Raw genomic sequence first — 23453 nt, forward strand, 5'->3', positions numbered from 1 at the left:
CGTTGGGCGCCATTCGAAGTGGAGACGTGATCGCGTTCTTCCGGCATCTCCTGCGTCACATCCAGGGGAAGATCGTGGTGATTCTGGACAATGCGGGTATCCATCGGGCGAAGATGGTTCAGGCGTTCGTGGAGATCCACGAACGCCTGTCGTTGGTGTACTTGCCACCGTACGCGCCAGAGCTCAATCCAATTGAGCTCGTGTGGGCGTACGTCAAACGAAATGTGTTGGGGAATTTCTGTGCCCGTTCGGTCACCGTCCTCAAGGAGAAACTGGTCGGTGCCTGGCAGCGCGTCAGATACATCCAGTTGCCGCGCCGCTTGATGGACTCTAATTTATGCCGCGATCAATAGGGGAGGCGGTCTTCGGGGGCGGGTTCGGTGTCGGGGACGAGAGCTAAGGCGGCGTCAAAGGCTTCCCAGCTTCCGCGTACAGCCCGTGCCTGTAAATAATTTCCGTCACGCTGCGTCTCAAGCCACCACTCAAGCGCGAAGAGAACTGCCTCTTCCGGCGTGTCATGGCCCGTCAGCTCCATCAGCTCCCGCACTATCTCTTCTGGAATCTGCACGGTGGTCATGCTTCAGCTTAACGGCTAGCCATTCACGGCTAGACTGTTCCCATGCCTATCGCCATAGACCCGGAAATCAACGGCGGCAAGCCCACAGTGACTGGCACCCGAATCAGCGTGCAAACCGTGCTGGGCCACCTGAGCGCCGGAGACAGCATTGAGGACGTGCTGGACGCCTATTCGCGCCTGTCACGGCAAGACGTGCTGGCCTGCCTGGAATACGCGGCGCGGCTGGCAGGCCATGCAGTTACCTTTGAGAAAATCGCTTGATCCCAGCGGGCGTGCTGTTAGATGAAAACGTCTCGGCCCGGTTGCGTGGAGCCTTTGACCTTCCCGTGGTACATGTCACCGACTGGCAGGGCGGCCTGAAAGACTGGGCGCTGTGGGAGCGGGCCACGCAGGATGCACTGGTCATCGTGACCCAGGACGCCGATTTCACCGAGCGAATGCTGGCGCAACAGCCGCCGCCCTGGGTGGTGCATGTGCGGACAGGCAACATGCGCGTGGCGGATTTCCGGGCGCTGATTGATCTGGTCTGGCCGCGCGTGTGGGAACTGCTGGAGGGTCACAAACTGGTGGTGATTTACCGGGACAGGTTGGAAGCGGTGCGGGGCGAAACGGCGTAGCCTCCAATCAGCAGATACCGAACCTCAAAGGTGTTCAACAAGCTCAGGAATTCTCTGAAGTCGCTCGGTAGCTGGATCGTAGCCATAGTGAATTTGCCTCAACAGTTCCAGCGCTTCCAGACGTTCAGCGGGTGGGCGAGTCAACCAGAAAGGCCAGTCGGGCTGAACGTCGTCCAGTGTGGTGACTTCAATGGCCTGACGGTTCATTCTGGCGGTCTGGACGCTCATGGGACGCGGCGCGGCGCCTTGTAATCGTAACTGGGATCGGCGTCAAACATCCCGGCAAATTCCAGCGCCCGGCGCTGTTTCTGGCGTTGCTCGGCCAGATACTCGCTGGCAAGTTTCAACACGGCAGCGTCCGCCGTCTGCTGGCGTGTAAAAGCCATCAAGTCCTTTGCCATGTCGTCTGGAATCTGCACGCTCGTCATGCGTTCAGTTTAACGGCTTGACCACCGCGCCAATGTGGAGGGTTAGCTTTCGCCCCCGCCTTAGCTCAGGCACGCGCAAATTTGGCTGGGTAGGTTGGGGGGGGTTGGCGACATTCTCCCGCCTGTGCTGGGGCAGAGGAAAAACGGGTAAGCCAGCCTGCCAGCAAATGCAAGGAGCCATAGGAGGCCGTCGGGCGCGAAGCGGACGGGCCTGCCGCAGCGTCACGGAGCGGGGCGTGTGAGCAGGAACATCTGCCTCCAACCCTTGCCCGCCGCGCCAACCGAACCCTGCCCAGCGCAGCGCTGCTCCCCCTGCCCCCCTGGGGTAGGGGGCTGGGGGGTGGGGCCGCCCCAAGAAAGCCGCTCAAACACCCCGCCCCTTCAATCCAAAATAAAGACGCCCACCGCTGTCCACCCCGCCCGACTTTTCCTATGCTGCGGCCATAAATGGACACCACGCCGAACGGCCTCAGCCCCTGCGCGGCGTCTTGGTGGGGCTGTCGCCAGAATGGCCGGGGCTAATCTGAAATCAGAAGCCGGGCCGCCCCTGCAAACGCTGGCCGAACATTTCTTTCCGCCCACGAACGCAGAAAAAAAGATGATCGGGGCCGATCCCACGGGCCGCATAGACCACATGCCCCCCGCCGAGATGATCGAAGCGGCGGCAGAGGTCACCGGGCATGAACTCAGCAGGGATCAGAAACTGGCCGGACAGCAGGTCATCCATTACACCCTGGGCGCAGGTCTGGGCACGGTGTATGGCCTGCTGGCCGAGTGCACGCCCGCCGTCACGCGCGGCGCAGGCGTGCCTGCCGGGGCGGTGATGTGCACCCTGACGCACGGCAGCGCCGTTCCCGCCACCGGATTCCAGAATCCGCCGTGGAAGCTGCCCCTCTCGGCGGTGCTGTGGGAAGCCGGATCGCACCTGATCTTCGGCCTGGGAACGGAGTTGACGCGGCGGGCGCGGCTGGAGAAAGCCGAGAACTAATCCGCCGTCGCCACTTCCGGCACCGTGCCGTCCACAAAAACCGTGTTCTGATCGGTGTAATGCACCTGTCCAGCGGGCGCACCACGCGGTTTCCAGACGTACTTGATGCGGGTGTAATCCACGCCCACGTTGCTGCTGCCGCGCGCCTTGCTGTTCGCGGCGGCCAGCCGGGCGGCGTACAGAATGTCCGGCTGCGCCAGCTCCTTGCCCCCCGTCCGCACGACGACGTGGCTGCCCGGATACCCCTGCGCGTGAAACCAGTAGTCCATGCTGCGCCCGATGCGGTGCGTCAGCGTGGCGTTTTCCTTGTTGTTGCGGCCCACCAGCACCTCGTATCCGGCGGGGGTGGTGAAGCGCAGGCCGTACTGGCTCTTCTCGGGGCGCTCGGACTGGAGGGTGGAGGCCAGCGCGTCCAGTTCTTCCAGGGTGGCGCTGTCCATATGGGCCACGCGGGCCTCGGCCTCGGCCAGCTCGGCGCGCAGAGTGTCCTCGCGCTCCAGCAGGCGTTCGTAGACGTCCTCGCGGCGGCGGGCGCGGGTGTAGCGCTTCTCGGCGTTCTGCACGGCGCTGAGGCTGGGGTCCAGGGCCACCGGGCGCGGGCCGCTGCCGTCGAAGGCGGGCAATTCAGCATTGGCACTGCCCGTTTCCACCGTGGAGGCGTAGGCCATCAGCAGGTCCGCCTCCTCACGGTCCACGGCGGCCACGTCCAGCCCGGCCTCGGCGCGGGACACGTCGGCCAGTTGATTGCGAATTAAAGTCAGGCGTTTGTTGAGCGGCTCGGCCAGGGCTTTGCGCAGAGCCGCCGCCTTCTCGCTGCGGGCGGCCTCGCGTGCGCCGCCCAGCATCACGCCCTCGCTGACGGTGGGATCATTCACCAGGGAGCGCAGGGCGCTCAGGGTCTGCGGCCAGTGCTCCCCTGGTACCTGCGTGGGCAGGAGGTCCGCACGCCGCGTCAGTTCCGCCCCCAGCAGCGGCCCCATGCCGTCCAGGCGTTCGCGCCAGCGGCCTACCGGCAAACCGGCCAGGGACTGCGCCTCGGCCTCGCCCAGCGTGCGCGGGTCCAGCTTGTCGTAGGGCGGCGGCGGCGTGTACTGTCCCCCGCTGCGAATGGTGCGGAAGCGGTTGCGGCTGCCGGTGATCTCACGCGCGGCCATGACGATGCGGCCCTCAAACCCTTCACCTTCCTCCAGCACCAGCAGGTTGGCGTTGCGGCCCGTGACCTCGAACAGCAACCGGGTGGGGGCCTGATCCACGAATCCGGCCTCGCCGCCGAAGTGCAGCGCCAGCACGCGGTCCAGCTTGAGCTGCTCTGCGCCCAGCAATGGCCCACGCACCCGCGCCGCCAGAAAGCGCTGAAAGGGGCTGCGGGGATCGCCGCGCAGGCGTTCGCGCGAGATGAACAGCACCGGCTGGGGCGGGCGGTAGGCCAGCACCAGATTGCGCCGCTCGCCGGGGCCGGGGCCGTCCAGCAACAGGGCGGCGGTGGTTTCGTCGGGAAAGACCCAGCCCAGCGTGTGCAGCGGCAACTGTGGGGTCAATTCGACCAGCACCTTGGCCAGCATCAGCCCTTCCATGCGGGACCTCTGGGGGACGGAAGAACAGCAGTCATCCGGGCATGCTAGCGCCGGGATGACGATGAAACAGGTGGGGCGGCTCCCACGGTTTAACCCCTGAGTCGGCTTCGCCGCCAGCTCCCCTCAAGGGGAGCCAGGAAGCGCGACTGGCCGGGCAATTCAGCATCTCTTGGCCTCCCTTTTGAGGGGAGGTGACCCGGAGGGCCGGAGGGGTGGAACGTGGGGGCGTCCAGAAAAAATACCCAGGCAACAGGCCCCGACATGACTTCAATCAGCCAGCAGATGCCAGACTGATCCCCACGTGTCTCTCCCCATCCTCAACGACGGCCACGCCTACGCCGAGCACATCGGCCCACGCGGCGCGGGCGTGGGCGTGCTGGCGTATCTGGCCGGGCGCTACCGGCACTCCACCCCGGAGGAATGGCAGGGGCGGCTGGAGCGGGGCGAAGTCGTGCTGGACGGCGTGACGGCTGGGGGGCCAGAAGTCCTGAGGACAGGTCAAACGCTGATCTGGAATCGCCCACCGTGGCCCGAAGACGCCGTACCGCTCCATTTTGAAGTGCTGTACGAGGACGCCGAGTTGCTGGCCGTCTCCAAACCCTCCGGGCTGCCCACGGTTCCGGCGGGCGGGTTTCTAAAGCACACGCTGCTGGCGCTGGTGCGTAAGACTTGGCCGGAGGCGTCACCCCTGCACCGACTGGGACGCGGAACCTCTGGTCTGGTGCTGTTCTCCCGCACGGCACAGGCGGGGGCGGCGCTGTCGCGCGATTGGCGCGAGGGACGGGTCCACAAGACCTACCGCGCACTCGCTCAGGGCGTGGTCGGTCAGGATGAATACACCATCACCACGCCGATTGGCCCGGTGCCGCATCCCCGACTGGGCGAGGTTTACGCGGCCAGCCCGGACGGCAAGCCCTCCCGCTCTACAGCGCGCGTGCTGGAGCGGCGGGACGCTCAGACCCTATTCGAGGTGTGCATCGACACGGGCCGTCCCCATCAGATCCGGATTCACCTCGCCTCTATAGGGCGTCCGCTGGTGGGCGATCCGCTGTACGGCGCAGGCGGTCTACCGCTGGTCCATCTGCCGGGACTGCCAGGCGACGGCGGCTATCCCCTACACGCGCAGCGGCTGGGGTTTGTCCATCCGGTCAGCGGGCAGGCGATGACACTGGAGGCGCAGCCGCCCGGAGAGCTGAAACGGGCTGGAGAGTAAACCTCTGACCTAGCGCTGCGCGTTCACCGTGTACGTGCCGTCCGCATTCCCCGTGAAGGTCACCGTACCATTCTGATCGGTGCGGTAGATACGGACGCCGTTTTCCTGGTACAGGCTCAGCGCCGTTTCTGTCGGGTGGCCGTAGTTGTTCTCGCCCACGCTGATGACCACATTTTCCGGGCGCACCACTGCCAGCCACGCCGCATTGTCGCCGTTGGCCGCGCCGTGGTGGATGCTCTTGTACGCCTGAAATGGCCCGGTGATCATGGCGCGGTCCTCGTCCAGCCACGCCGCCGTTTCCTTGCGTTCGCTGTCGCCGGTCATCAAAGCGCGGAATTTGCCAAAGCTCAGGGCCACCCCCACGCTGTTGTCGTTCTGGTCGCCGCCCATCTCCGGCGGCGGGCCGATCACCTGCACCTTGACGCTGCCCAGGTTGATGATCTGGGTGCTGGCCTTTTTAAAGGTGGTCTTCTGCACCTGCAACGCCGCCACCAGCCGCTCCCAGGTCTTGGTGGTTCCCCGCAGCCCGTTGTTGATAAACAGCGTCGGCTTGGCTTCAGCCGCCGCCACCAGCCCGGCGATGTGGTCCGCGTCGGCGTGGGTGGCCACCATCACGTCGATCTTGTCGATGCCGTAGGTCTTCATGTGGTCTTGCATGCGCGAGATGCTGCGCCCGCCGTCCACCAGCATGGTCTTGCCCTCGGGGCTGCGGATCAGTACCGCGTCGCCCTGCCCCACGTCCAGAAAACGCACCGTGACCTGACCTTCCGGGCCGGGGATGGTGTCGGCGGTCTGCTCCTTGCCCTTGCTGGTCATGCCGTTGCAGGCCGCCAGCGAGACGGTCAGCGCCAGCACCATCAGTCCCGCGATATCCGCGCTGCTGGGACCACGTTTCTTGCCGGAGCGGGAGGACCTGCGGGCGGCAGGCTTGCGGGACGCGCCCTTGCGGGGGGCCTTCGGGCCAGCTCTCTTGCCCGCCGCTTTTTTCTTCGGAACCCTGTCGCTCATACCGTGATCTCTCCGTCCTCGTCCTGCAAGTCGGTTTCAGCGCTGTTGAGGGCGTCCAACTGTGTTTGTGCGGTTTCATGACGTTTCAGCGTTGCGGCCACCAGGATGCGGACCGTCACGCCGTCCGGGCCGTCCTGCACGGCCAATAGATCACCCTCGCACACACCGTCCGGCAGCGACTTGAGCGGCAGATCGAAGGTGGTGCCGTCCTCGCGCTCCAGCCGGGCCAGCGGTCCGCGCGGGCTGTCCTCGATGCCGTCCACGGTCCAGCGTTCCTGGCGTGCGGCGGGCGCAGCTTCGGCAGGCCCGTTGGCCCCGGTTCTCGGTGGGCGAGACGCTTTCTTCACGCCCACAGCGTAGCGCCCCGCACCCGCACAAACATGACCATTCGGGTGAGGCCGACTTTTCCAGGCTGTCGCTGAAGGCTGTCGGCGGCGGGATCAACTGGTCCGCCGGAGCGCGTGGGGGCACTGGGCATCGGCGGAATCCGGATCAGAGCGCCCGTTCACCTGCCCGCACCGGCATGCCCAGCACGTTTTGCGGCTGCGCGAGCGGGCAGCTCCAGCGCGGGTCATAGAAGCAGGACGGGTGGTAGGCGAAATTGAAGTCCAGCACCAGTTCGCCGGACGGTGTGCGGCCCAGATCGGCGCTCTTGGCGGTGTCCAGCAGGTAGCGCCCGCCACCATAACTCTCCTGCCCGCCCGTGGCGTCCCGGAACGGCAGGAAAACGCCGCCGCCGTACACGTCGATCCAGTACACATCCAGCGTACCTACCGGCAACTCCACGCGCCCGAAGCGCACCAGAGGCATGTCCTGCCCGGTGGACGAGGGAACAGTCAGGCGTTCCTGCGGACCGGAGGTGTCCACCTGCGCGTGAAAGGCCAGCGCCGGATCATACGGCCAGCACGGCAATTCCCGGAACCCAGCCCGCGCCTCCACGTTTAGCGGGGATTGCGGGTGATCCCGGAACAGAGCATTGCGGCCCGCCTGCCACAGGTGATGCGCCGCCTGTGGACCACGCGGCAACTCCTGACGCACGCGGGCGTACAGGGCGCTGGCCTCGCGCCGCCAGTCCAGGAGATCGAGCCAGGCCGGAAGGGTATCTGATGACATCCCGACACCCTACGCGGTCTTCACGGCTCCCTTAGCTGATCCGCCGGGGGCTGGCGGGAGGGACACTTGGAGGCTGACTCCGGGCGTATCCTGCGTCTCATGAAGTGGCTCCGTGACCAGACCCTTGCGCCCATTGTGGACAAGGTAGAGGCAGGTGAGCGCCTGAGTTTCGAGGACGGCCTGCGCCTGTTCCACACCCGTGACCTGAACGCGCTGATGCGGCTGGCGAACTTGCGAAAGGAGCGCCTGCACGGCGACAAGGTGTTCTTCGTCCACTCGATGCGGCTGGAATTTACCAACATCTGCTACGTGGGCTGCACCTTCTGCGCCTTCGCCGCCCACAGGAACGAGGACCGCGCCTGGGATTACAGCCCGGATGAGGTGGTGGAACAGGTGCGCCGCCGCTACCTGCCCGGCATCACCGAACTGCACATGAGCAGCGGCCACCACCCCAACCACAAGTGGGAGTATTACCCCGCAATGGTCCGCCAACTGCGCGAGGCGTTCCCGGAGTTGCAGGTCAAGGCGTTCACCGCTGCCGAGATCGAACACCTGTCCAAGATCAGCAAGAAACCCACGCTGGAAGTGCTGCGCGAGCTTCAACACGCGGGCCTGAGCGCCATGCCGGGGGGCGGCGCGGAAATCTTTGCGGACCGCGTTCGCAAGCAGGTGGCTAAAAATAAGGTCAGGGCCGACAAGTGGCTCCAGATTCACCGCGAGGCGCACGGCCTGGGCATGCGCACCAACGCCACCATGCTGTACGGCCACATCGAAACGCTGGAGGAGCGGTTGGATCACATGGACCGTCTGCGAGAACTTCAGGACGAGACAGGCGGCTTCCACGCCTTCATTCCGCTGGCCTTTCAGCCGCTGGGCAACACGCTGGCGCAGAATCTGGGCAAGACCGATTTCACCACGGGTCTGGATGACCTGCGAAACCTGGCGGTGGGGCGCATCTACCTGGATAACTTTCCCCACATCAAGGGCTACTGGGTCATGATCGGCTCCGAGCTGACGCAGGTGTCGCTGGACTGGGGCGTGTCCGACATCGACGGCACTATTCAGGAAGAACACATCGCCCACGCGGCGGGGGCCACCAGCCCGATGGCGCTGTCCGAGGACGGAATGATCCGCATGATCCAGCACGCCGGGCGCACCCCGGTCCTGCGCGACGCCTACTACAACGAGTTGCAGACCTTCCCGAAGACGGGGGCGGAGGCCGCCGATTGAGCGCCCTGGTCCAGACCGCCGGACTCAATCACCTGACCCTGCGCGTCACAGAGCTTGAGCGCTCGGTGACGTTTTATTGCGACGTGCTGGGCTTCACGCTGCGCCACCGGGGCCGCACGGACGCCTACCTGGGAGGCGGCTCCCGCTGGCTGGCACTGTTGGAACGGCCCGGCAGAGCACCGGGCGAGCAGTCGCCGGGCCTGGACCCCTTCGCCCTGACCGTGGAGGCTGGGGGATTTGACACAGCCGGACAGCGCCTGAATACAGCAGACATTCCCATTCACAAAGGCCCCCTGCGACGCGGTTCGGGGCCATCGGTCTATCTGCTCGACCCGGACAGGCTGGTGGTGGAGTTGCACACGTCCAATCTGAATGAAAGGCTGAAGGTATGGTCATGATTTCTGTGTGCTGGAGGCTTCGACGTGCTGCCGCTGAATGACACCTCCCAGGCGGATCTGGACGCCGTGCTGCTGCTCGATGACCGCTGGAACGCCGCTTACCACCACCGCAGCCCGGACGAGATGGCGCAGGTACTGGCCGAAGACTGGCTGGCCTTTTTCCCGGATGGTCAGGTGGTCTTCAAGCCAGATGCGCTGGACGGTATGGTTCACAATCCACCCGCCAGGCTGGTCTTCGAGCGCCACGCCTCGCGCGTATTTGGCGACGCGGCCATCACGCGCGGCACGCTGTACGCCGACGGCGAGCGCATCCAGAGCTTTCTGCGGGTCTACGCCCGGCGGGAGGGAGAATGGCAGGCGGTGAGCGTGCAGGTGGTGCCGTGAGTCTTGAAGAACTGGTTTCAAGGCTGGTGGCCCTGCCCATGCGGCCCGCTGTGGTGGCCATCGAAGGCCACGGCAGCAGCGGAAAAAGCGCCTTGGCGCAGCAACTCTCGGCGCAACTGGACGCCGTGATCGTCACGGGAGACGATTTCTACCGCGTCATGCCTGAAGAGGAACGGGCCGCATTGACGCCCGAACAGGGCTACCGGCTCTACTTCGACGACGAGCGGATGCGGGACGAGGCGATTGTGCCGCTCAAGACAGGCAGGCCAGCTTCGTATCGGCGTTACGGCTGGGAACACGGCGGGGGTCTGGGAGCGCTGGTGGAGCTGCCCGCCCGTCCCTTTGTCATCGTCGAACGAACGTATGTGACCCGCCCGGAACTGCGTCCCCTCTACGACTTCGTCGTGTATGTCAAAACGCCCCCCGGGCTGCGTCAGGCCCGCATCACAGCCCGCCGCTGGCCGAGTGAACCTGCCTGGCCTGAGCGCTGGGCAGCGGCAGAGCTGTGGTTCTATCGGCAGGAGCATCCAGAGGACTATGCCGATATCATCGTGTCCGGAGCGTCGCCGTGACCTACCGCGCCGGATGGATTCACTTCACCAACGTCGCCCCAATCCTCGATTCGCTGGAGTTGCCGGCGGGCGTCACGGCCATCACGGGCGTGCCCACGCAGATGAACGCGGCGCTGCTGGCGGGGCAGGTGGACATCGCCAACATCAGCGCGGTGGAATTTATTCGGCACGCCGACATTCTGGAAGCCCTGCCGGATTTCAGCGTCAGCGTGCTGGGGCCGGTGTATTCGGTCAACCTGTTTCACACCCGCCCGCTGGAGGAACTGCGCCGGATTGCTCTGACCGCCCAGTCGGCCATGAGTGTGGCGCTGCTGGAGGTACTGCTGCGCGAGCGCGGCCTGTCGCCTGCACTGAAGCGTGCCGAGGGCGAGGCCGAGGAGTTGCTCAGCAGCGGTTACGACGGCGTGCTGAGAATCGGCGACAGCGCCCTGCGCGAGTGGTACCGCGTCGTCGGCCCGCTGACCGCAGAGCGCACCATGACCACCCTGCTTAACAGCGGGCGCGGCGTCACGGTCACCGATCTGGCCGTGGACTGGTTCCGGCTGACCGGGCACCCCTTCGTGTTCGCCGTGTGGGCCTACCGCAAAGGCCGCCCGCCCCCGCCGGAGCTGGTGCAGGCCATGCGCGTGGCCCGGCGGCACGGCATCGGGCATCTGGCAGAGGTGGCAGGGCGGCACGCGGCCCTGCTGGGGCTGCCCGAACGGGTGGTGCAGCATTACCTGTGGAACTTCCGCTATCACCTGGAGGCGCCGGACCGCCTGGGCCTCGAAGAATTCGCCGCCAAAGCCGTGCCGGACCACGCACCGCTGTGCTTTGGGCAGGGGCCGGGGGAGGAGTGAGACGGGCGAACTAAACCAAAGAAAAAAGAGAGCCGATCAAGGCTCCCTCTTTGAAGTTCAAAGCTCACGGGTGTTCTCCCGCTCTCTCTGTTCGCGCGTCCGTTTTTAAGGTTCCCGGAGGTGGACGCCTGCCCTCAAGTGCATCTGTACACGTGGCTTGCACTGCATGACCTTTTCAGGCCAGAAAAGTAAACCTATCCCGGACGCACAGAAAAGTCAAGAGCACTTGATTTTAGACCCGGTGCAACCACAGGCGCTACACTGGCGAATATGACCTATCAAACCGTTCGCCTCTCGCGGCAGGGCGAGGTGACCACCCTGACCCTGAGCGCCAAGATGGGCAGCATGGGGCCGGAGTTCTGGCGCGAGGTGCCGCAAGTCCTTGCTGAATTGCAGGGTGCCCGGGTGCTGATCGTGCGCGGCGACAAAATCTTCAGCGCCGGGCTGGACGTGAAGGCCAACGCGGGCCAGATCGGGCCGGTGCTGGGCGACGTGGAAGGCTTTAGGGCCGTGGTGGACGAGATGCACCGGGTCACCGAGGGGCTGGCCGCGCTGCCCATTCCGGTGATCGCCGCCGTGCATGGCTGGTGCATCGGCGCGGGGCTGGAGCTGATCAGCGGGGCGGATATCCGTCTGTGTAGCAGCGACGCCCGCTTCAGCCTGCCGGAAGTGAAACTGGGCATCGCCGCCGATCTGGGCGGCTTGCAGCGTCTGCCGCATTTAATCGGACGCGGGCGCACGGCGCATCTGGCGCTGACCGGCGAGCCGATCGACGCCGAGACCGCGGAGATCTGGGGCCTGGTCACCGATGTGCTGGACACGCCCGACGAGCTGTTCGCCAGGGCCGACCAACTCGCCGCCCAGCTCGTCGCCCTGTCCCCGAAGGCGCTGGAGGGCACCAAACGCGCGCTGACCGATGACCTGCCCCACGCCCAGAGCCTGCAAAACGCCGTAGAATGGAACGCGCATCACATGACGGTGGAAGGCTTGCAAAGCGCGCTGAAGAAGTAGGAGGCTGGGCGACCTGCTTTCGGCCTGGGCCTGCCCGCTGGCCCCCTCACCCCCTTGCTCCGCAAGGCCCCTCTCCCACCAGGGTAGAGGGGTCAACCCTCAGACTCCTGGACCCTTAGACTTTTAGACCCTCCGAAGGAGCCTTATGACCCTCAATCCCGGCACGCCCGAATCCACCTTCCGCCCCGACCTCTTGCAGGGCAAGCACGCGCTGATTACCGGCGGCGGCAGCGGCATTAACCTGGGTATCGCGCAGAGTTTCGCGGCGCACGGCTGCGCGGTCACGATCCTGGGGCGCAATCTGGAAAAGGCCCAGAAGGCTGCCCGGGGCATCGTGGAGGCGGGCGGCAAAGCTCTCGGCGTCAGCGCAGACGTGCGCGACTTCGCGGCGCTGGAGGCGGCAGTGGCGCTGGCCACCGCAGAATTTGGAGACTTCGATATCGTGCTGGCGGGGGCGGCGGGCAACTTCCCGGCTCCGGTGGACGGCATCTCACCCAACGGCTTTAAAACCGTGGTGGACATCGATCTGCTGGGCACCTACAACACCATTAAGGCGGCCTCGCCCCGGCTGAAAGCGCCCGGCGGCAACGTGCTGAGCATCAGCGCCTACGGCATCCCGGTGCCGATGCAGGCGCATGTGGTGGCCGCCAAGGCCGGGGTGGACATGCTGACGCGTACGCTGGCCATCGAGTGGGGCCTGCGCGGCATCCGCGTGAATGCCATCATCCCCGGCCCCATCGACGGCACCGAGGGCATGGCGCGGCTGGCCCCCGACGAGGAAAGCCGCAGCCAGGTGGCCGGGTCCGTGCCGCTGGGCCGCATGGGCATCCCGCAGGACATCGCCAACGCCGCGCTGTTTCTGGTCAGCGACGCGGCCAGCTACCTGACCGGCGTGATCCTGCCGGTGGACGGCGGCCAGAACATGCTGGGCGGCGCGCCGCAGTACCAGACCTTCCAGGCGATGGGCTTCGGGCAGAAAAAGGGCTGAGCGGGGCAGAACGGGGGAAGGGGCATCCCGCCTTCTTCCCCTTTCTCATTCCACATGTACTCATCAGACTCATAATTTAAAATCAGATTATGAGTAGCAGAAGAACTGACCCAGGAGGCCCACTATGACCCGCAGCACCCTCCCCCACCTGAGCGACGACAACCTGATTCTGGACACCGACAGCTACAAGAGCAGTCACTTTCTGCAATACCCCCCCGGTACCACCCGGCTGTTCTCGTATCTGGAATCGCGCGGTGGGCGCTACCCGGTCACGCGCTTTTTTGGGCTGCAATACATCCTGGACCGCTACCTGACGCGCCCCATCACGGCGGAGATGGTGGACGAGGCCAGAGCCTTGATCGAGGCGCACGGCGAACCCTTCCCCTACGAAGGCTGGATGCGCGTAGTCAACGTTCACGGCGGCAAGCTGCCACTGGAGGTGCGCGCCGTTCCCGAGGGCACCCTGGTTCCCATCCACAACGTGCTGATGAGCGTGACCAACACCGATCCCGAGTTGCCGTGGCTGGTGGGCTGGTTCGAGACCATGCTGATGCGCGTGTGGTATCCGGTCACCGTCTGCACGCAGAGCTGGCACATCCGCCAGATCATCGGCAAGGCGCTGGAGCAGACCTGTGACGACGCGGCGGCGGAACTGCCCTTCAAGCTGCACGATTTCGGCAGCCGGGGCGTCAGCAGCCGCGAGAGCGCGGGCCTGGGGGCGCTGGCGCATCTGGTCAACTTTCAGGGCAGCGACACGCTGGAAGCCCTGCGGGTGGCCCGCAACCACTACGACGCCGACATCGCGGGGTTTTCCATCCCCGCCGCCGAACACAGCACCATTACCAGTTGGGGCAAGGAGCATGAGGTAGACGCCTACCGCAACATGGTCACCCAGTTCGGCAAGCCGGGCGGGTTGTACTCGGTGGTCAGCGACAGCTATGACCTGAAATACGCCATCAACACCCACTGGGGCGAAACGCTGCGGCAACTGGTGATCGACAGCGGCGGCACGCTGGTGGTCCGGCCCGACAGCGGCGAGCCGCCCGCGATGGTCCGGCTGGCCGTGCGCGCCCTGGCCGCCAAATTCGGCACCACGGTCAACAAGTTGGGCTATCAGGTTCTCAACCATGTGCGCGTGATTCAGGGCGACGGTATTGACGAGCAGACCATCACCCAGATTCTGCAGAACCTGTTGATCGACGGCTTCAGCGCCGAGAACGTCACCTTCGGCATGGGCGGCGCGCTGCTGCAAAAGGTAGACCGCGACACCCAGCGTTTTGCCTACAAGGCCAGCGCGGGCGTGATCGACGGCGCGTACCGGGGCATCTACAAAGACCCCGTGACCGATCCTGGCAAGCGCAGCAAGGACGGCGTCCTCGATCTGGTCATGGAAAATGGCCGGATGACCACCCGCGCCTACTACACCTTCGACACCGACTTCCCCGGCTCGTTGATGCGGACGGTGTATAGGGATGGAGAGTTGCTGATGCGAGATAGCTTGGAAGAAATTAGGGGGCGGGGGTAAATATGGACAAGAGGTATACAGTCTTTGTCAGCAGCACATTTGACGACCTGAGTGACGCACGCTGGGCTGTCGCCAGAGGCTTGATGCGTTTTAACATGATTCCTCTGGGTATGGAGGCTTTCACTGCTTCCAATCTAAGCCAATGGGAAATTATTAAAAAGACCATTGATTTGAGCGACTATTACATTCTTATTTTAGGAAATCGGTACGGCACGATAGACCCAGAATCAGAAATTAGCTATACGGAGAAAGAATATCGATATGCTCTGGAGCAAGAAATTCCGTGCTTAGCCTTTTTATCAAAAGATGTCTCAGTCGCTCCCAAAGATATTGAGTCTGACACGCATCGGGAGAAATTGGCCGCCTTCCGTGAACTTGCCTCTAAAGCACGAATGGTAGATTTCTGGACAAATCCCGATGAGTTGACAGCTAAGGCAGCAACGTCCATGTTTGGCGCACAGATGGACTCTCCCCGCCCTGGCTGGATTAGAAATCCGCAATCAAGTCCAGAGGTAGCCGAGGAATTGGCGCGTCTCAGTCGGAGAAATTCTGAGCTTGAACGTGAAATAGAACGTTTAAAACAAGATGATGTCAAGGCGCCATCTATCGACATAAAGCTGAATAGTTTGAATGAGCATGGGATTTTATATTTTGATATTCAATCCGTTCCAAAATTAAGAAATGAAATTCTTGAGAGTAAAAGAAAAAGGATAGAGCCAATTATGGCTTCCAAGTATTGGTCTCTTACGAGATTTAGTGTACCTGATCCCAAAATTTTAGCTCCGACTCTATCAATGATTGCTGGATTCAGTAAGCCTTATATACTCGATGACATTAGGGTCAGCAATGTAAAAGACTTTTTGAAACGTTTTAATATAGATACAGAAATTTTTAACTGGGATTTCAGACTAATTGGTATGCAACAAATATCAACTGGATATCAAGGCTTACCAATATCAAGCTTAGAAGTAAGCGGCGGAGAAGATGTGATTAAATACCATCTTTTTGAAGAAATTGAGGGAATCATAGATGAATTTAACACCGAAGAAAGATTAAGATTAAGCAGAGATTCCAAGCATCTAATTAGCTTTAAGTTATTTAATCGGAGTGAGATAGCAGCAAGAGACTTGAATATTACTATTTCTTTCACAGATTCCACTACTAACGTCGAAACTATGGCAGAAAGCAAAAACTCATCAAACCTCTCTAAAGCTATATTATCTCCAGGTGAGAGCATAAATATTGAAGATTTCTATTATATAGTCGATAAAAATATGCACTTTAATGAAGGCAGCTATGAAGAGATTATTGAAATAAAAATAACAGGAAGTAATCTTAGTAAACCAATCACATTCCGTAGTACCATTCACATCGAGGTAGGGCAACAAACGTGAAAGGGTGAACGCCCTCACCCCCTCCTCCCCGCCCTGCAAACCCTCGAACCATTGGGCCTTGTCCGCCGCTGCCATTCAAACGTGGTCAGCCTCAGCCAATCCTGAGCAGGCGGGCCGCCTCGCCCGGTATCTGGAGGCCGAGCTTCGCGCGTCATCCCAGACACACACCGCTATAGCCGAAAGCATAATATAGCGCTATGCTATACTCATCCTCATGGGAATGAACGCGCTCACGCTGACGGTGCTGATCGCGTTCTGGACGGACCACCCCGACGCAGAAAAGCCGTTACGCGAGTGGTACAGACTGGTCCATTCGCGCGAATACGGTTCGTTTGCAGACGTGAAGGCGGACTTCGGCAGTGCGGACTGGGTTCAGGGATTCATAGTCTTTGACATGGGCGGCAACAAATACCGCCTGATCGTTCGCCCCAATTTTGCTGGAAAGCGTTTTTACATTCAGGGCCTATACACCCACAAGCAGTACGACGCCTGGACCCAGGAGCTGAGGTGACCATGACCAACTTCACGGAAATCACGCGTTCGTTTCAGGAGCTGAGCGGTCTGGCCCCCGAGTTCTTCATGGACATCCGCAGCGACGAAGAGCTGAGCCGCGCCACGGCCTTCCTATACCACTTCGATTTTGAGGTCAAGGGCGAAGGGCCACACCCATTAGACCCGCTGGCCGACATCCTGATGCAGAAAATCGCGGCGTATGAGGCCGTCCACTTTCCCATGCCGGGAACAGATGGGCCGGACATGCTGGCGTTCATGCTGGAGCAGCGGCCCCTGACGCAAAAGGCGCTGGCGGAGGCAAGCGGAATCCCGCAGAGCACCCTCAGCGATCTGATCCACCGCAAACGAGACTTCACGGCGGACCATGCGCGGCGACTGGGCGAATTCTTCCGGGTCAGCCCTGGGATTTTTCTCTGAACGCCCTCACTCCTCTCCTTCCCGCCCGGTATCCAGGAATTCCATGACCACCCACCCCAAACCCCACCTCCAGGCTGAAGCCACTCACTTGACGGCAGTTTCCAGACTTGATCCGGCACGCAAGGCCGCGCTCGGTCAGTTCATGACGTCACCTGAAATCGCGCACTTCATGGCCTCGCTGTTCCCGGAAACGCCGGAGGTCGCTTGCCGGGTGCTAGATGCCGGAGCAGGGGCCGGGGCGCTCAGCGGTGCGTTTCTGGAGCGCTGGCAGAGGGGGGGATTGGGCTTCACTTCCGTTGAAGCTGTCGCATATGAAATAGACGAAACCCTGCGCGGCCACCTTGCCGGGCGGCTGCAAACCTATCCGGCAGCCAAAACCCAGATCAGGGCCGGGGATTTTATCGAGCTGGCGACGCAAGACCTGCTCTGGGACACTTTTCAGCCCTTCACCCACGCCATCCTCAATCCGCCTTATAGGAAGATCGGCAGTCAATCCCCGCACCGGCTGATGCTGCGCCAGATCGGGATTGAAACGGTCAACCTTTACTCGGCGTTCGTGGCGCTGGCCATCGCCCTGATGGCTCCTGGCGGGCAGATCGTGGCTCTGATTCCCCGCAGCTTTTGCAATGGACCGTATTACCGGCCCTTCCGTGAATTTCTCCTTTCCAGAACGGCTATTCGTCATCTGCACCTGTTCGAGTCGCGCCGTCAGGCATTCAAGGATGACGCTGTGCTGCAGGAGAACATCATCCTCCGGCTGGAGAAGGGCGGGCAGCTTGGGCCGGTGACGGTTTCCACGTCCACTGACAGCACTTTCGCCGATCTGGTCAGCGCCGAGTATGCCCCCGAACAGATTGTCTTTCCCGGCGACGCAGAGAGCTTTATCCATGTGCCTGCAACGCCGGAGCTGCATACACCCACCCTGCCTTGGGCGGCCACACTCGCAGACATTGGCGTGCAGGTTTCTACCGGGCCAGTCGTGGATTTCCGGCTCAGGGAGCACTTGCGGAAGATGCCGCAGACCGACACCGTGCCGCTGCTTTACCCCGCACATCTGGCAGGAGGCGTGAGCTGGCCTCTGGCGGGTGGAAGAAAGCCGAACGCTATTGTCCGCAATCAGGACACCGAGAAGTGGCTTTATCCCACCGGGTTTTACTGTGTCGTCAAGCGGTTGTCCTCCAAAGAGGAGCCGCGCCGTGTGGTGGCAACCGTCATCGACCCAGCCGCCTTTCCACAGGCCGAAAAGCTGGGCTTCGAGAACCATCTGAACGTGCTGCACGACAGTAAACATGGTCTGCCGGAGGCACTGGCACACGGCCTGGCGGCGTACCTCAATTCAACCGGGGTGGATCAAGCCTTCCGGCGCTTCAGTGGGCATACCCAAGTGAACGCCACCGATCTGAAGAACCTGAGCTATCCCAGCCGCACTCAACTCTTGACATTGGGAGAGTGGGCGATGGGACAGCCAAGTCTCACTCAGAGCGTCATTGACGGGCAAATTGCGGAGTTGAAAACATGACCGACACATCCGCCCATCTGGACACCGCACAACACATCCTGACCGAACTGGGCTTTCCCAGGACGCAGCAGAACGAACGCTCGGCGCTGTGCCTGCTGGCGCTGCTGAACCTCACCCCAGAGAAAAACTGGAATCAGGCCGAGAACCCGCTTATGGGTATCACGCCGATCATGGACTGGGCCAGGGAGCAGTACGGGAAGGCATATGCGCCCAACACCCGCGAAACCCTGCGCCGCCAGACCATGCACCAGTTTGTGGCGGCTGGACTGGCCCTGTACAACCCGGATCAGCCGGACCGTCCGGTCAACAGTCCGAGGGCCGTGTATCAGATCGAACCTGTTGCCCTGACGTTGTTGCAAACTTACGGCAGCGACGCGTGGCTAACGGAACTGGCAAACTATCTGGCCGGGCGTCAGACCCTAGCAGCACAGTACGCCCGGACCCGTCAGCAGCAACTGATTCCTGTTCAAATCGCGCCGGGTCAGGAAATCCTGCTCAGTCCAGGGCCGCACAGCGAGCTGATCCGGGCCATCATCGAAGATTTTGCGCCCCGTTTCGCGCCGGGCAGCATGCTGGTATACGTGGGCGATACCGGCAAAAAGTGGGGTTATTTTAACCGCGCGTTGCTGGCAGAGCTGGGCGTGACCATCGATGCCCACGGCAAGATGCCCGATGTGATCCTCCACGATCCCGGGCGAAACTGGTTGCTGCTGGTGGAATCTGTGACCAGTCATGGCCCGGTGGACGGCAAACGCCACGCCGAACTTTCCAGCCTGTTTGCCAGTTCCTCCGCTGGCCTGGTCTACGTCACGGCCTTTCCCAACCGCGCCATCCTGGGCCGTTACCTCACCGAAATCGCCTGGGAAACAGAGGTCTGGGTGGCCGATGCACCGTCTCACCTGATTCACTTCGACGGTGAGCGCTTCCTGGGGCCGTATACCGATAGCGAGGAGCCATGAACGCCCTCATCCCCCTCCTCCCCGCCCTGCATACCCTCGAACCACTGGGTCTCTCCCCTACTGCCGTTCAAACGTGGTCAGCTTCGGCCAATCCTGAGCGGGCGGGCCGCCTCGCCCGGTATCTGGAGGCCGAGTTCCGGGCGCTGGCCGGGGCGTATGCGGGCAGCGTGGACCACGCCTACCTGCGCTCGGATGCCTTCCGGGCCAACGTGGTTCAGGCGGTGCGGGCGGCGGAGGTGGCCGAGTCCGAGGCCAAATTGCGCTTCATTGCCCGCGCCCTGGCCGGGTGCCTGCTGAACTTCCCGCCGCCCGCGCTGGATAAATTTCAGACGCTGCGGATCATCGGGGAGCTGTCAGACCGGGAAACGCAGGTCTTCGTGGGCCTGTTTGAACTGCTGGACCCCATGAACCCCTTCGAGGACCGCATCCCCGTTGGTACATCCGCGACGGTAGTGGGCCTGACCCGGCAGGAATTCGCGGCAGCGCTGCTGGGGCTGGGGCAACTGGGGGTGTTGGTGCGGGAAGACGCGGGCTGGAAACTGACGGCACTGGCGCGGCAGGTGGCGACGCTGTGCCGGATTGGAGGGGAAGAATTATGAAGAACGACTGGCTCAACACTCTGTTTCCATCCAACGCGGAGCGCACGTTGCCCTGGCCTCTCCTGGGCGACACCGTAACGCTGTGGCGTCCCAAGGGTCTGCACGAGCTTCGGCTACTGGCTCAAAGCGGCTGGAAGGCATGGCCGCCAAGATTGCCAGATCAGCCCATCTTCTATCCCGTTTTGAATCGCCCATACGCTGAAGAAATCGCGCGTGACTGGAACTCCAAACGCAACAACCCGCCCATCGGTTTCGTCACTGAATTCGAAGTCAGAGCTGACGTAGCAACGTGTTACAAGATTCAGGTGGTGGGCGCGCAGGATCGCCATCAGGAACTCTGGGTGCCTGCCGAAGAACTGGCCCGCTTCAATGCGGCAATTGTCGGGCCTATTCGCGTGGTGGCCCACTTTTCGGGCGAGAGCTATGTGGGCGCGATCGACCCAGAAACACACTTGCCAGAAGATTTTCGATGAACGTCCTCAGCCTTAACCTCCCATCCCTCGCGCTAGACCTTGCAGGCGGCCTGTGCGTCCTCGTCAGCCTGTACTACCTGTGGGGCAGGGCCAGCACCTACTGGCACTGGAGCAACGCCTCGCTGCTGCCGTATTTTCTGCTGTTCCTGGCGGGCGGGCAATGGATGCTGGCAGGCTTGCAGGTCACGTACCTGCTGTTCGGCATTCACGGCCTGTACCTGTGGCACCTGGAGGCGCGGCGCGCACGCGGCGAGATCCGCTTCAACGAGGCAGGGTGGTACGGCGTGACCTGGGCCGCCAGCCTGCTGATCTTCGCGTATACCGTGGCTTTAACCGACTTCGGCGACGTGTGGAACGGCGTGCAATTTGCGGCGGTCACGCTGGCTTTAATCGCCAACTTCGGCACGACGCGCCGCTGGGCCTGCTCCTGGCCGGTGTGGGTGGCGGTGAACGCCGTGCAGGCGATGTATTTCTGGCACACGGGGTACGGGGTGCTGTTCGCCCTGCAATTCATCCTGGCGGGCATGAGCGTCTACGGCTGGAGACAGTGGCGGCAGGCCGAGGCGCGGGAAGTGGCCTTTGCCTGACCTCACAGCGCCTGAGTCTGCGCCAACATTCAGGCACGCCCTGATCATCGGCAAGTTTGCCCCCTTCCACCGGGGTCACACGCTGCTGCTGGAGCGGGCGCTGGCCGAGAGCTGTGGCACCACCTCTGTGCGCGAATATGGCCGTGACGTATTCGAGTGCGAAAACGGCCAACTGACGCCCGAACACTTTCTGGAAATCGCGCTGGGCCACCATGCCTTAGAGGACGAGGCCGCCCGCACCCCCGGCGTCAACCGTTACGTGTTCTGCGACACCAACGCCGCCATCACGCTGATGTGGTCCTACCTGATCACCGGCACGGCCCTGCCCGAACTGCACGCCCTGGCCGACGCCTGCCGCACCCGCTACGCCCACCAGTTCCTGTGCGCCGACAATCTGGCCCACGAGCAGGACGGCTGGCGGGCCAACACGGAGGTTCGCACCGTGCAGCAGGCCTTCGTGCGGCAGGACCTGGGAACGCGCGGGATTCCGTTTCAGGAACTGCGGGGAGATGTGGAGGCGCGAACAGCGGCGGTGCAAGCGGCGCTGAAGATTTAGCCGCCGTATTCCCCGTCCGTCACCTTCGCCAGCCACACCGTTTCGCCCGCGTTGATGGCGATGTGCTGCATCAAGGAGTCGGGGGCCGCGCCGTGCCAGTGTTCCTCGCCCGCGTCGATCTGCACCACGTCCCCGGCGATCATGGTCAGGGCCGCCTCGCCGCGCTTTTGCACCCGGCCCACGCCGCTCAGGACGATCAGCGTTTGCCCGTGCGGGTGGGTGTGCCAGGCAGTACGTGCGCCGGGGGTAAAGGTCACGCGCAGCACCCCCACGGCCTGGCGTTCCATCCAGACCTCTCCGGTGAAATTGGCTTCAGGGGCGGAGTTCATGGTCAACGTCCGGCTGGGAATATGTTTCATAGGTGCAGGGTACGCTGCCAGAGCCAGACCCTGTGCGGCTCAGGCCAGCCCGATCATCCGGCGGCTGTGCGCGTCGTGGCGTTCCACCAGCGCGGGCAGTTCCACGCCCAGCAGCTCTCCCCCGTCCACGATCACGCGCCCATTCACGGTATTCAGCGCCACGCGCGGCGGCGCGCAGAGGGTCAACGCGCCGACCGGATCGTGCCTGGCCCCCGAATACCCCAGATCGCGCAGGTCCACGGCGATCAGATCGGCGGCGAATCCAGGCGCGAGCTGCCCGATGTCGTCCCGGTTCAGGACCGCTGCCCCGCCGCGTGTCGCCAGCCACAGGGCGTCGTGGGCAGTCAGGGCGTCCGCCGGATTGGGGGCCTGGCCCGGCACGCCGCGCACCCGCGAACTGTGTAGCGCCTGCCGCGCCTCGGCCAGCAGGTGGCAGCCGTCGTTGCTGGCGCTGCCGTCCACGCCCAGCGCCACCCGCACCCCGGCCTCCAGCAGTTGTCGGGTGGGCGCGCTGCCGCTGGCCAGCCGCATGTTGCTGCTGGGACAGTGCGCCACACCGCAACCACAGGCACCCAGGCGCACAGCGTCGCCCGCGCTGAAATGCACGCCGTGCGCGAACCACACGTCCGGCCCGGTCCAGCCCAGCGACTCGGCGTAATCCGGCGGACGCAGACCGAATTTAGACAGGCAGAAGGCGTCCTCATCGGCGGTCTCGGCCAGGTGGGTATGCAGCATCACGCCCTTCTCGCGGGCGAGGACGGCACTCTCGCGCATCAGGTCACCCGTCACCGAGAACGGCGAACAGGGGGCCAGCGCAATACGGATCATGGCGAGGCGGGCCGGGTCATGGAAGGCGTCGATCAGCCGCGCGGAGTCGGCCAGGATGGCGTCTTGCCACTCCACGGCGCGGTCTGGTGGCAACCCGCCCTGCGATTCGCCCAGGCTCATGCTGCCGCGCGTGGCATGAAAGCGCAGCCCCAGGACTGGCGGCCCGGATGGTGTCGTCCAGCGTCACCCCATTCGGGTACAGATACAGGTGATCGGAGGAGGTGGTGCAACCGCTCAGCGCCAGTTCCGCTAGGCCAAGCTGGGCGCTGTCGTAGGCGGCCTGCGGGGTCAGGTTCAGCCAGATCGGGTAAAGGGTCTTCAGCCAGTCAAACAGACCCGAATCCACCGCCAGGCAGCGGGTCAGCGTCTGGTACAGGTGATGGTGCGTGTTGACCAGACCGGGTAGGACGACGTGGCCGCCCAGATCGCGGATTTCCGCGCCTTCCAGCAGCTCGGCGGGCAACTGCGAATCCAGTCCCACCCAGACGATCTGCTGGCCCTCCAGAACAAGTGCAGCGTCCTGAAGCGGCGGCGTGGGCGCGAGGCGTTCGCCGGTCATGGGAATCAGGGTGTGGATGCGGCGCAGGACGGTGCGGGTGGGATTTATGGGGACCTCCAGGCGAAAACACAAACTGGCCCCAACCACGACGGTCAGGGCCAGAAATTGTGTACGGTCTGTTTCGCCTAATCTATTGATCGCGGCATAAATTAGAGTCCATCAAGCGGCGCGGCAACTGGATGTATCTGACGCGCTGCCAGGCACCGACCAGTTTCTCCTTGAGGA

General features: G+C 63.1%; 32 protein-coding genes. 22 read left to right on the forward strand and 10 right to left on the reverse strand.

Translation table 11 applies throughout. The features are described from left to right. On the forward strand, positions 1-353 hold a 353-nt coding region (locus Q322_RS24205), incomplete at its 5' end, for an IS630 family transposase (RefSeq protein ID WP_034418006.1). On the opposite strand, the gene Q322_RS0116055 is transcribed toward Q322_RS24205, so the two are convergent. Next, positions 347-577 carry a hypothetical protein gene (locus Q322_RS0116055; protein WP_034418830.1) on the reverse strand — a complete coding sequence of 77 codons (231 nt, stop codon included), beginning with the start codon at positions 575-577 and terminating at the stop codon, positions 347-349. The genes Q322_RS24205 and Q322_RS0116055 overlap by 7 nt on opposite strands. A 42-nt stretch (positions 578-619) precedes the next feature. On the opposite strand from Q322_RS0116055, the gene Q322_RS0116060 reads away from it, so the two are divergent. Together Q322_RS0116060 and Q322_RS0116065 are read left to right on the forward strand one after the other, a co-directional pair. Then, positions 620-838 carry a DUF433 domain-containing protein gene (locus tag Q322_RS0116060; protein WP_029478902.1) on the forward strand — a complete coding sequence of 73 codons (219 nt, stop codon included), beginning with the start codon at positions 620-622 and terminating at the stop codon, positions 836-838. Further along, positions 835-1194, forward strand: a complete 360-nt coding sequence (locus Q322_RS0116065; protein WP_051668684.1) for a DUF5615 family PIN-like protein — start codon at positions 835-837, stop codon at positions 1192-1194. Before Q322_RS0116060 ends, Q322_RS0116065 begins: the two co-directional genes overlap by 4 nt. Before the next feature lie 24 nt (positions 1195-1218). On the opposite strand, the gene Q322_RS23525 is transcribed toward Q322_RS0116065, so the two are convergent. Both Q322_RS23525 and Q322_RS0116070 read right to left on the reverse strand, forming a co-directional pair. Next, a complete protein-coding gene (locus Q322_RS23525; protein WP_156953109.1) occupies positions 1219-1422 on the reverse strand; it encodes a hypothetical protein in 204 nt (67 codons plus the stop codon). Beyond that, positions 1419-1622 carry a hypothetical protein gene (locus Q322_RS0116070; protein ID WP_029478904.1) on the reverse strand — a complete coding sequence of 68 codons (204 nt, stop codon included), beginning with the start codon at positions 1620-1622 and terminating at the stop codon, positions 1419-1421. Before Q322_RS0116070 ends, Q322_RS23525 begins: the two co-directional genes overlap by 4 nt. Before the next feature lie 508 nt (positions 1623-2130). On the opposite strand from Q322_RS0116070, the gene Q322_RS0116075 reads away from it, so the two are divergent. Next, positions 2131-2610 carry a DUF1440 domain-containing protein gene (locus Q322_RS0116075; protein ID WP_051668685.1) on the forward strand — a complete coding sequence of 160 codons (480 nt, stop codon included), beginning with the start codon at positions 2131-2133 and terminating at the stop codon, positions 2608-2610. Here the strand turns inward: Q322_RS0116075 and Q322_RS0116080 are convergent. Then, positions 2607-4184, reverse strand: coding sequence for an Rqc2 family fibronectin-binding protein (locus tag Q322_RS0116080; RefSeq protein ID WP_029478906.1), 1578 nt, complete (start codon positions 4182-4184; stop codon positions 2607-2609). The two genes, Q322_RS0116075 and Q322_RS0116080, sit on opposite strands and share 4 nt — an antisense overlap. Positions 4185-4485: 301 nt before the next feature. On the opposite strand from Q322_RS0116080, the gene Q322_RS0116085 reads away from it, so the two are divergent. Continuing rightward, positions 4486-5397: an RluA family pseudouridine synthase gene (locus Q322_RS0116085; protein WP_029478907.1), complete on the forward strand. Its 912-nt coding sequence runs from the start codon at positions 4486-4488 to the stop codon at positions 5395-5397. 9 nt (positions 5398-5406) lie between these two features. Here the strand turns inward: Q322_RS0116085 and Q322_RS0116090 are convergent, their stop codons facing one another. From Q322_RS0116090 to Q322_RS0116100, 3 genes are all read right to left on the reverse strand, one after another. Beyond that, positions 5407-6405: a ComEC/Rec2 family competence protein gene (locus tag Q322_RS0116090; protein ID WP_034418832.1), complete on the reverse strand. Its 999-nt coding sequence runs from the start codon at positions 6403-6405 to the stop codon at positions 5407-5409. Continuing rightward, positions 6402-6752 (reverse strand): DUF3006 domain-containing protein, encoded by a 351-nt coding sequence (locus Q322_RS0116095; protein WP_084148048.1) that lies wholly within the window; start codon positions 6750-6752, stop codon positions 6402-6404. The genes Q322_RS0116090 and Q322_RS0116095 overlap by 4 nt, the downstream gene beginning before the upstream one ends. Before the next feature lie 145 nt (positions 6753-6897). Further along, on the reverse strand, positions 6898-7518 hold the full coding sequence (locus Q322_RS0116100) for a DUF1684 domain-containing protein (protein ID WP_029478910.1): 621 nt from the start codon (positions 7516-7518) through the stop codon (positions 6898-6900). 99 nt (positions 7519-7617) lie between these two features. Between Q322_RS0116100 and mqnE the strand changes: the two genes are divergently transcribed. The 17 genes from mqnE (at position 7618) to Q322_RS0116185 (ending at position 21482) form a co-directional block, all read left to right on the forward strand. Continuing rightward, positions 7618-8748, forward strand: coding sequence for an aminofutalosine synthase MqnE (gene mqnE / locus Q322_RS0116105; RefSeq protein ID WP_029478911.1), 1131 nt, complete (start codon positions 7618-7620; stop codon positions 8746-8748). Further along, positions 8745-9146 (forward strand): VOC family protein, encoded by a 402-nt coding sequence (locus Q322_RS0116110; protein WP_051668686.1) that lies wholly within the window; start codon positions 8745-8747, stop codon positions 9144-9146. Before mqnE ends, Q322_RS0116110 begins: the two co-directional genes overlap by 4 nt. Positions 9147-9170: 24 nt before the next feature. Beyond that, positions 9171-9530, forward strand: coding sequence for a nuclear transport factor 2 family protein (locus Q322_RS0116115; protein ID WP_245593287.1), 360 nt, complete (start codon positions 9171-9173; stop codon positions 9528-9530). Further along, positions 9527-10102, forward strand: coding sequence for a uridine kinase family protein (locus Q322_RS0116120; protein ID WP_156953110.1), 576 nt, complete (start codon positions 9527-9529; stop codon positions 10100-10102). Before Q322_RS0116115 ends, Q322_RS0116120 begins: the two co-directional genes overlap by 4 nt. Continuing rightward, positions 10099-10941: a menaquinone biosynthetic enzyme MqnA/MqnD family protein gene (locus Q322_RS0116125; RefSeq protein ID WP_029478914.1), complete on the forward strand. Its 843-nt coding sequence runs from the start codon at positions 10099-10101 to the stop codon at positions 10939-10941. The genes Q322_RS0116120 and Q322_RS0116125 overlap by 4 nt, the downstream gene beginning before the upstream one ends. Positions 10942-11211: 270 nt before the next feature. Then, positions 11212-11952, forward strand: a complete 741-nt coding sequence (locus Q322_RS0116130; protein ID WP_029478915.1) for an enoyl-CoA hydratase-related protein — start codon at positions 11212-11214, stop codon at positions 11950-11952. Between the two features lie 145 nt (positions 11953-12097). After that, complete coding sequence (locus Q322_RS0116135) at positions 12098-12940, forward strand: SDR family oxidoreductase (RefSeq protein WP_029478916.1); 843 nt, start codon at positions 12098-12100, stop codon at positions 12938-12940. Between the two features lie 124 nt (positions 12941-13064). Beyond that, the gene (locus Q322_RS0116140) at positions 13065-14465 is read left to right on the forward strand and encodes a nicotinate phosphoribosyltransferase (RefSeq protein WP_029478917.1); all 1401 of its coding nucleotides are present in this window, start codon (positions 13065-13067) and stop codon (positions 14463-14465) included. Positions 14466-14467: 2 nt separating this feature from the next. Further along, positions 14468-15859: a DUF4062 domain-containing protein gene (locus tag Q322_RS22660; RefSeq protein ID WP_084148045.1), complete on the forward strand. Its 1392-nt coding sequence runs from the start codon at positions 14468-14470 to the stop codon at positions 15857-15859. A gap of 220 nt (positions 15860-16079) precedes the next feature. Further along, complete coding sequence (locus Q322_RS0116150) at positions 16080-16370, forward strand: type II toxin-antitoxin system HigB family toxin (RefSeq protein WP_029478919.1); 291 nt, start codon at positions 16080-16082, stop codon at positions 16368-16370. 2 nt (positions 16371-16372) lie between these two features. Next, positions 16373-16789 carry a helix-turn-helix domain-containing protein gene (locus Q322_RS21900; protein ID WP_051668688.1) on the forward strand — a complete coding sequence of 139 codons (417 nt, stop codon included), beginning with the start codon at positions 16373-16375 and terminating at the stop codon, positions 16787-16789. A 43-nt stretch (positions 16790-16832) separates the two neighbouring features. Beyond that, entirely contained in the window at positions 16833-18308 is a 1476-nt protein-coding gene (locus Q322_RS0116160) for an Eco57I restriction-modification methylase domain-containing protein (RefSeq protein WP_211248922.1), read from the forward strand. Then, the gene (locus Q322_RS0116165) at positions 18305-19267 is read left to right on the forward strand and encodes a BsuBI/PstI family type II restriction endonuclease (protein WP_029478922.1); all 963 of its coding nucleotides are present in this window, start codon (positions 18305-18307) and stop codon (positions 19265-19267) included. The genes Q322_RS0116160 and Q322_RS0116165 overlap by 4 nt, the downstream gene beginning before the upstream one ends. Then, complete coding sequence (locus tag Q322_RS0116170) at positions 19264-19866, forward strand: hypothetical protein (protein WP_029478923.1); 603 nt, start codon at positions 19264-19266, stop codon at positions 19864-19866. The genes Q322_RS0116165 and Q322_RS0116170 overlap by 4 nt, the downstream gene beginning before the upstream one ends. After that, the gene (locus Q322_RS0116175; protein ID WP_029478924.1) at positions 19863-20339 is read left to right on the forward strand and encodes a hypothetical protein; all 477 of its coding nucleotides are present in this window, start codon (positions 19863-19865) and stop codon (positions 20337-20339) included. The genes Q322_RS0116170 and Q322_RS0116175 overlap by 4 nt, the downstream gene beginning before the upstream one ends. Continuing rightward, complete coding sequence (locus tag Q322_RS0116180; protein ID WP_029478925.1) at positions 20336-20926, forward strand: nicotinamide mononucleotide transporter family protein; 591 nt, start codon at positions 20336-20338, stop codon at positions 20924-20926. The genes Q322_RS0116175 and Q322_RS0116180 overlap by 4 nt, the downstream gene beginning before the upstream one ends. Further along, positions 20919-21482 carry an AAA family ATPase gene (locus Q322_RS0116185; protein WP_084148047.1) on the forward strand — a complete coding sequence of 188 codons (564 nt, stop codon included), beginning with the start codon at positions 20919-20921 and terminating at the stop codon, positions 21480-21482. Before Q322_RS0116180 ends, Q322_RS0116185 begins: the two co-directional genes overlap by 8 nt. Here the strand turns inward: Q322_RS0116185 and Q322_RS0116190 are convergent. The 3 genes from Q322_RS0116190 to Q322_RS24840 are packed head-to-tail and all read right to left on the reverse strand — an operon-like array spanning position 21479 to position 23300. Further along, positions 21479-21841 (reverse strand): cupin domain-containing protein, encoded by a 363-nt coding sequence (locus tag Q322_RS0116190; protein WP_029478927.1) that lies wholly within the window; start codon positions 21839-21841, stop codon positions 21479-21481. The genes Q322_RS0116185 and Q322_RS0116190 overlap by 4 nt on opposite strands. Positions 21842-21880: 39 nt before the next feature. Next, positions 21881-22789, reverse strand: a complete 909-nt coding sequence (locus Q322_RS21155; RefSeq protein ID WP_211248923.1) for an amidohydrolase family protein — start codon at positions 22787-22789, stop codon at positions 21881-21883. Beyond that, positions 22686-23300 (reverse strand): amidohydrolase family protein, encoded by a 615-nt coding sequence (locus Q322_RS24840; protein WP_211248924.1) that lies wholly within the window; start codon positions 23298-23300, stop codon positions 22686-22688. The genes Q322_RS21155 and Q322_RS24840 overlap by 104 nt, the downstream gene beginning before the upstream one ends. Between the last annotated feature and the right edge of the window lie 153 nt (positions 23301-23453).

This window comes from Deinococcus frigens DSM 12807, assembly GCF_000701425.1.
Taxonomy (GTDB): Bacteria; Deinococcota; Deinococci; order Deinococcales; family Deinococcaceae; genus Deinococcus; species Deinococcus frigens.

What these genes read in the sequence shown, in the direction of transcription:
- Q322_RS0116055 (WP_034418830.1), bottom strand. Translation starts at nt 577, where the DNA reads ATGACCACCGTGCAGATTCCAGAAGAGATAGTGCGGGAGCTGATGGAG.
- Q322_RS0116060 (WP_029478902.1), top strand. Translation starts at nt 620, where the DNA reads ATGCCTATCGCCATAGACCCGGAAATCAACGGCGGCAAGCCCACAGTG.
- Q322_RS23525 (WP_156953109.1), bottom strand. Translation starts at nt 1,422, where the DNA reads ATGAGCGTCCAGACCGCCAGAATGAACCGTCAGGCCATTGAAGTCACC.
- Q322_RS0116070 (WP_029478904.1), bottom strand. Translation starts at nt 1,622, where the DNA reads ATGACGAGCGTGCAGATTCCAGACGACATGGCAAAGGACTTGATGGCT.
- Q322_RS0116075 (WP_051668685.1), top strand. Translation starts at nt 2,131, where the DNA reads ATGGCCGGGGCTAATCTGAAATCAGAAGCCGGGCCGCCCCTGCAAACG.
- Q322_RS0116080 (WP_029478906.1), bottom strand. Translation starts at nt 4,184, where the DNA reads ATGGAAGGGCTGATGCTGGCCAAGGTGCTGGTCGAATTGACCCCACAG.
- Q322_RS0116090 (WP_034418832.1), bottom strand. Translation starts at nt 6,405, where the DNA reads ATGAGCGACAGGGTTCCGAAGAAAAAAGCGGCGGGCAAGAGAGCTGGC.
- Q322_RS0116100 (WP_029478910.1), bottom strand. Translation starts at nt 7,518, where the DNA reads ATGTCATCAGATACCCTTCCGGCCTGGCTCGATCTCCTGGACTGGCGG.
- mqnE (WP_029478911.1), top strand. Translation starts at nt 7,618, where the DNA reads ATGAAGTGGCTCCGTGACCAGACCCTTGCGCCCATTGTGGACAAGGTA.
- Q322_RS0116130 (WP_029478915.1), top strand. Translation starts at nt 11,212, where the DNA reads ATGACCTATCAAACCGTTCGCCTCTCGCGGCAGGGCGAGGTGACCACC.
- Q322_RS0116135 (WP_029478916.1), top strand. Translation starts at nt 12,098, where the DNA reads ATGACCCTCAATCCCGGCACGCCCGAATCCACCTTCCGCCCCGACCTC.
- Q322_RS0116140 (WP_029478917.1), top strand. Translation starts at nt 13,065, where the DNA reads ATGACCCGCAGCACCCTCCCCCACCTGAGCGACGACAACCTGATTCTG.
- Q322_RS22660 (WP_084148045.1), top strand. Translation starts at nt 14,468, where the DNA reads ATGGACAAGAGGTATACAGTCTTTGTCAGCAGCACATTTGACGACCTG.
- Q322_RS0116150 (WP_029478919.1), top strand. Translation starts at nt 16,080, where the DNA reads ATGAACGCGCTCACGCTGACGGTGCTGATCGCGTTCTGGACGGACCAC.
- Q322_RS21900 (WP_051668688.1), top strand. Translation starts at nt 16,373, where the DNA reads ATGACCAACTTCACGGAAATCACGCGTTCGTTTCAGGAGCTGAGCGGT.
- Q322_RS0116160 (WP_211248922.1), top strand. Translation starts at nt 16,833, where the DNA reads ATGACCACCCACCCCAAACCCCACCTCCAGGCTGAAGCCACTCACTTG.
- Q322_RS0116165 (WP_029478922.1), top strand. Translation starts at nt 18,305, where the DNA reads ATGACCGACACATCCGCCCATCTGGACACCGCACAACACATCCTGACC.
- Q322_RS0116170 (WP_029478923.1), top strand. Translation starts at nt 19,264, where the DNA reads ATGAACGCCCTCATCCCCCTCCTCCCCGCCCTGCATACCCTCGAACCA.
- Q322_RS0116175 (WP_029478924.1), top strand. Translation starts at nt 19,863, where the DNA reads ATGAAGAACGACTGGCTCAACACTCTGTTTCCATCCAACGCGGAGCGC.
- Q322_RS0116180 (WP_029478925.1), top strand. Translation starts at nt 20,336, where the DNA reads ATGAACGTCCTCAGCCTTAACCTCCCATCCCTCGCGCTAGACCTTGCA.
- Q322_RS0116190 (WP_029478927.1), bottom strand. Translation starts at nt 21,841, where the DNA reads ATGAAACATATTCCCAGCCGGACGTTGACCATGAACTCCGCCCCTGAA.
- Q322_RS21155 (WP_211248923.1), bottom strand. Translation starts at nt 22,789, where the DNA reads ATGAGCCTGGGCGAATCGCAGGGCGGGTTGCCACCAGACCGCGCCGTG.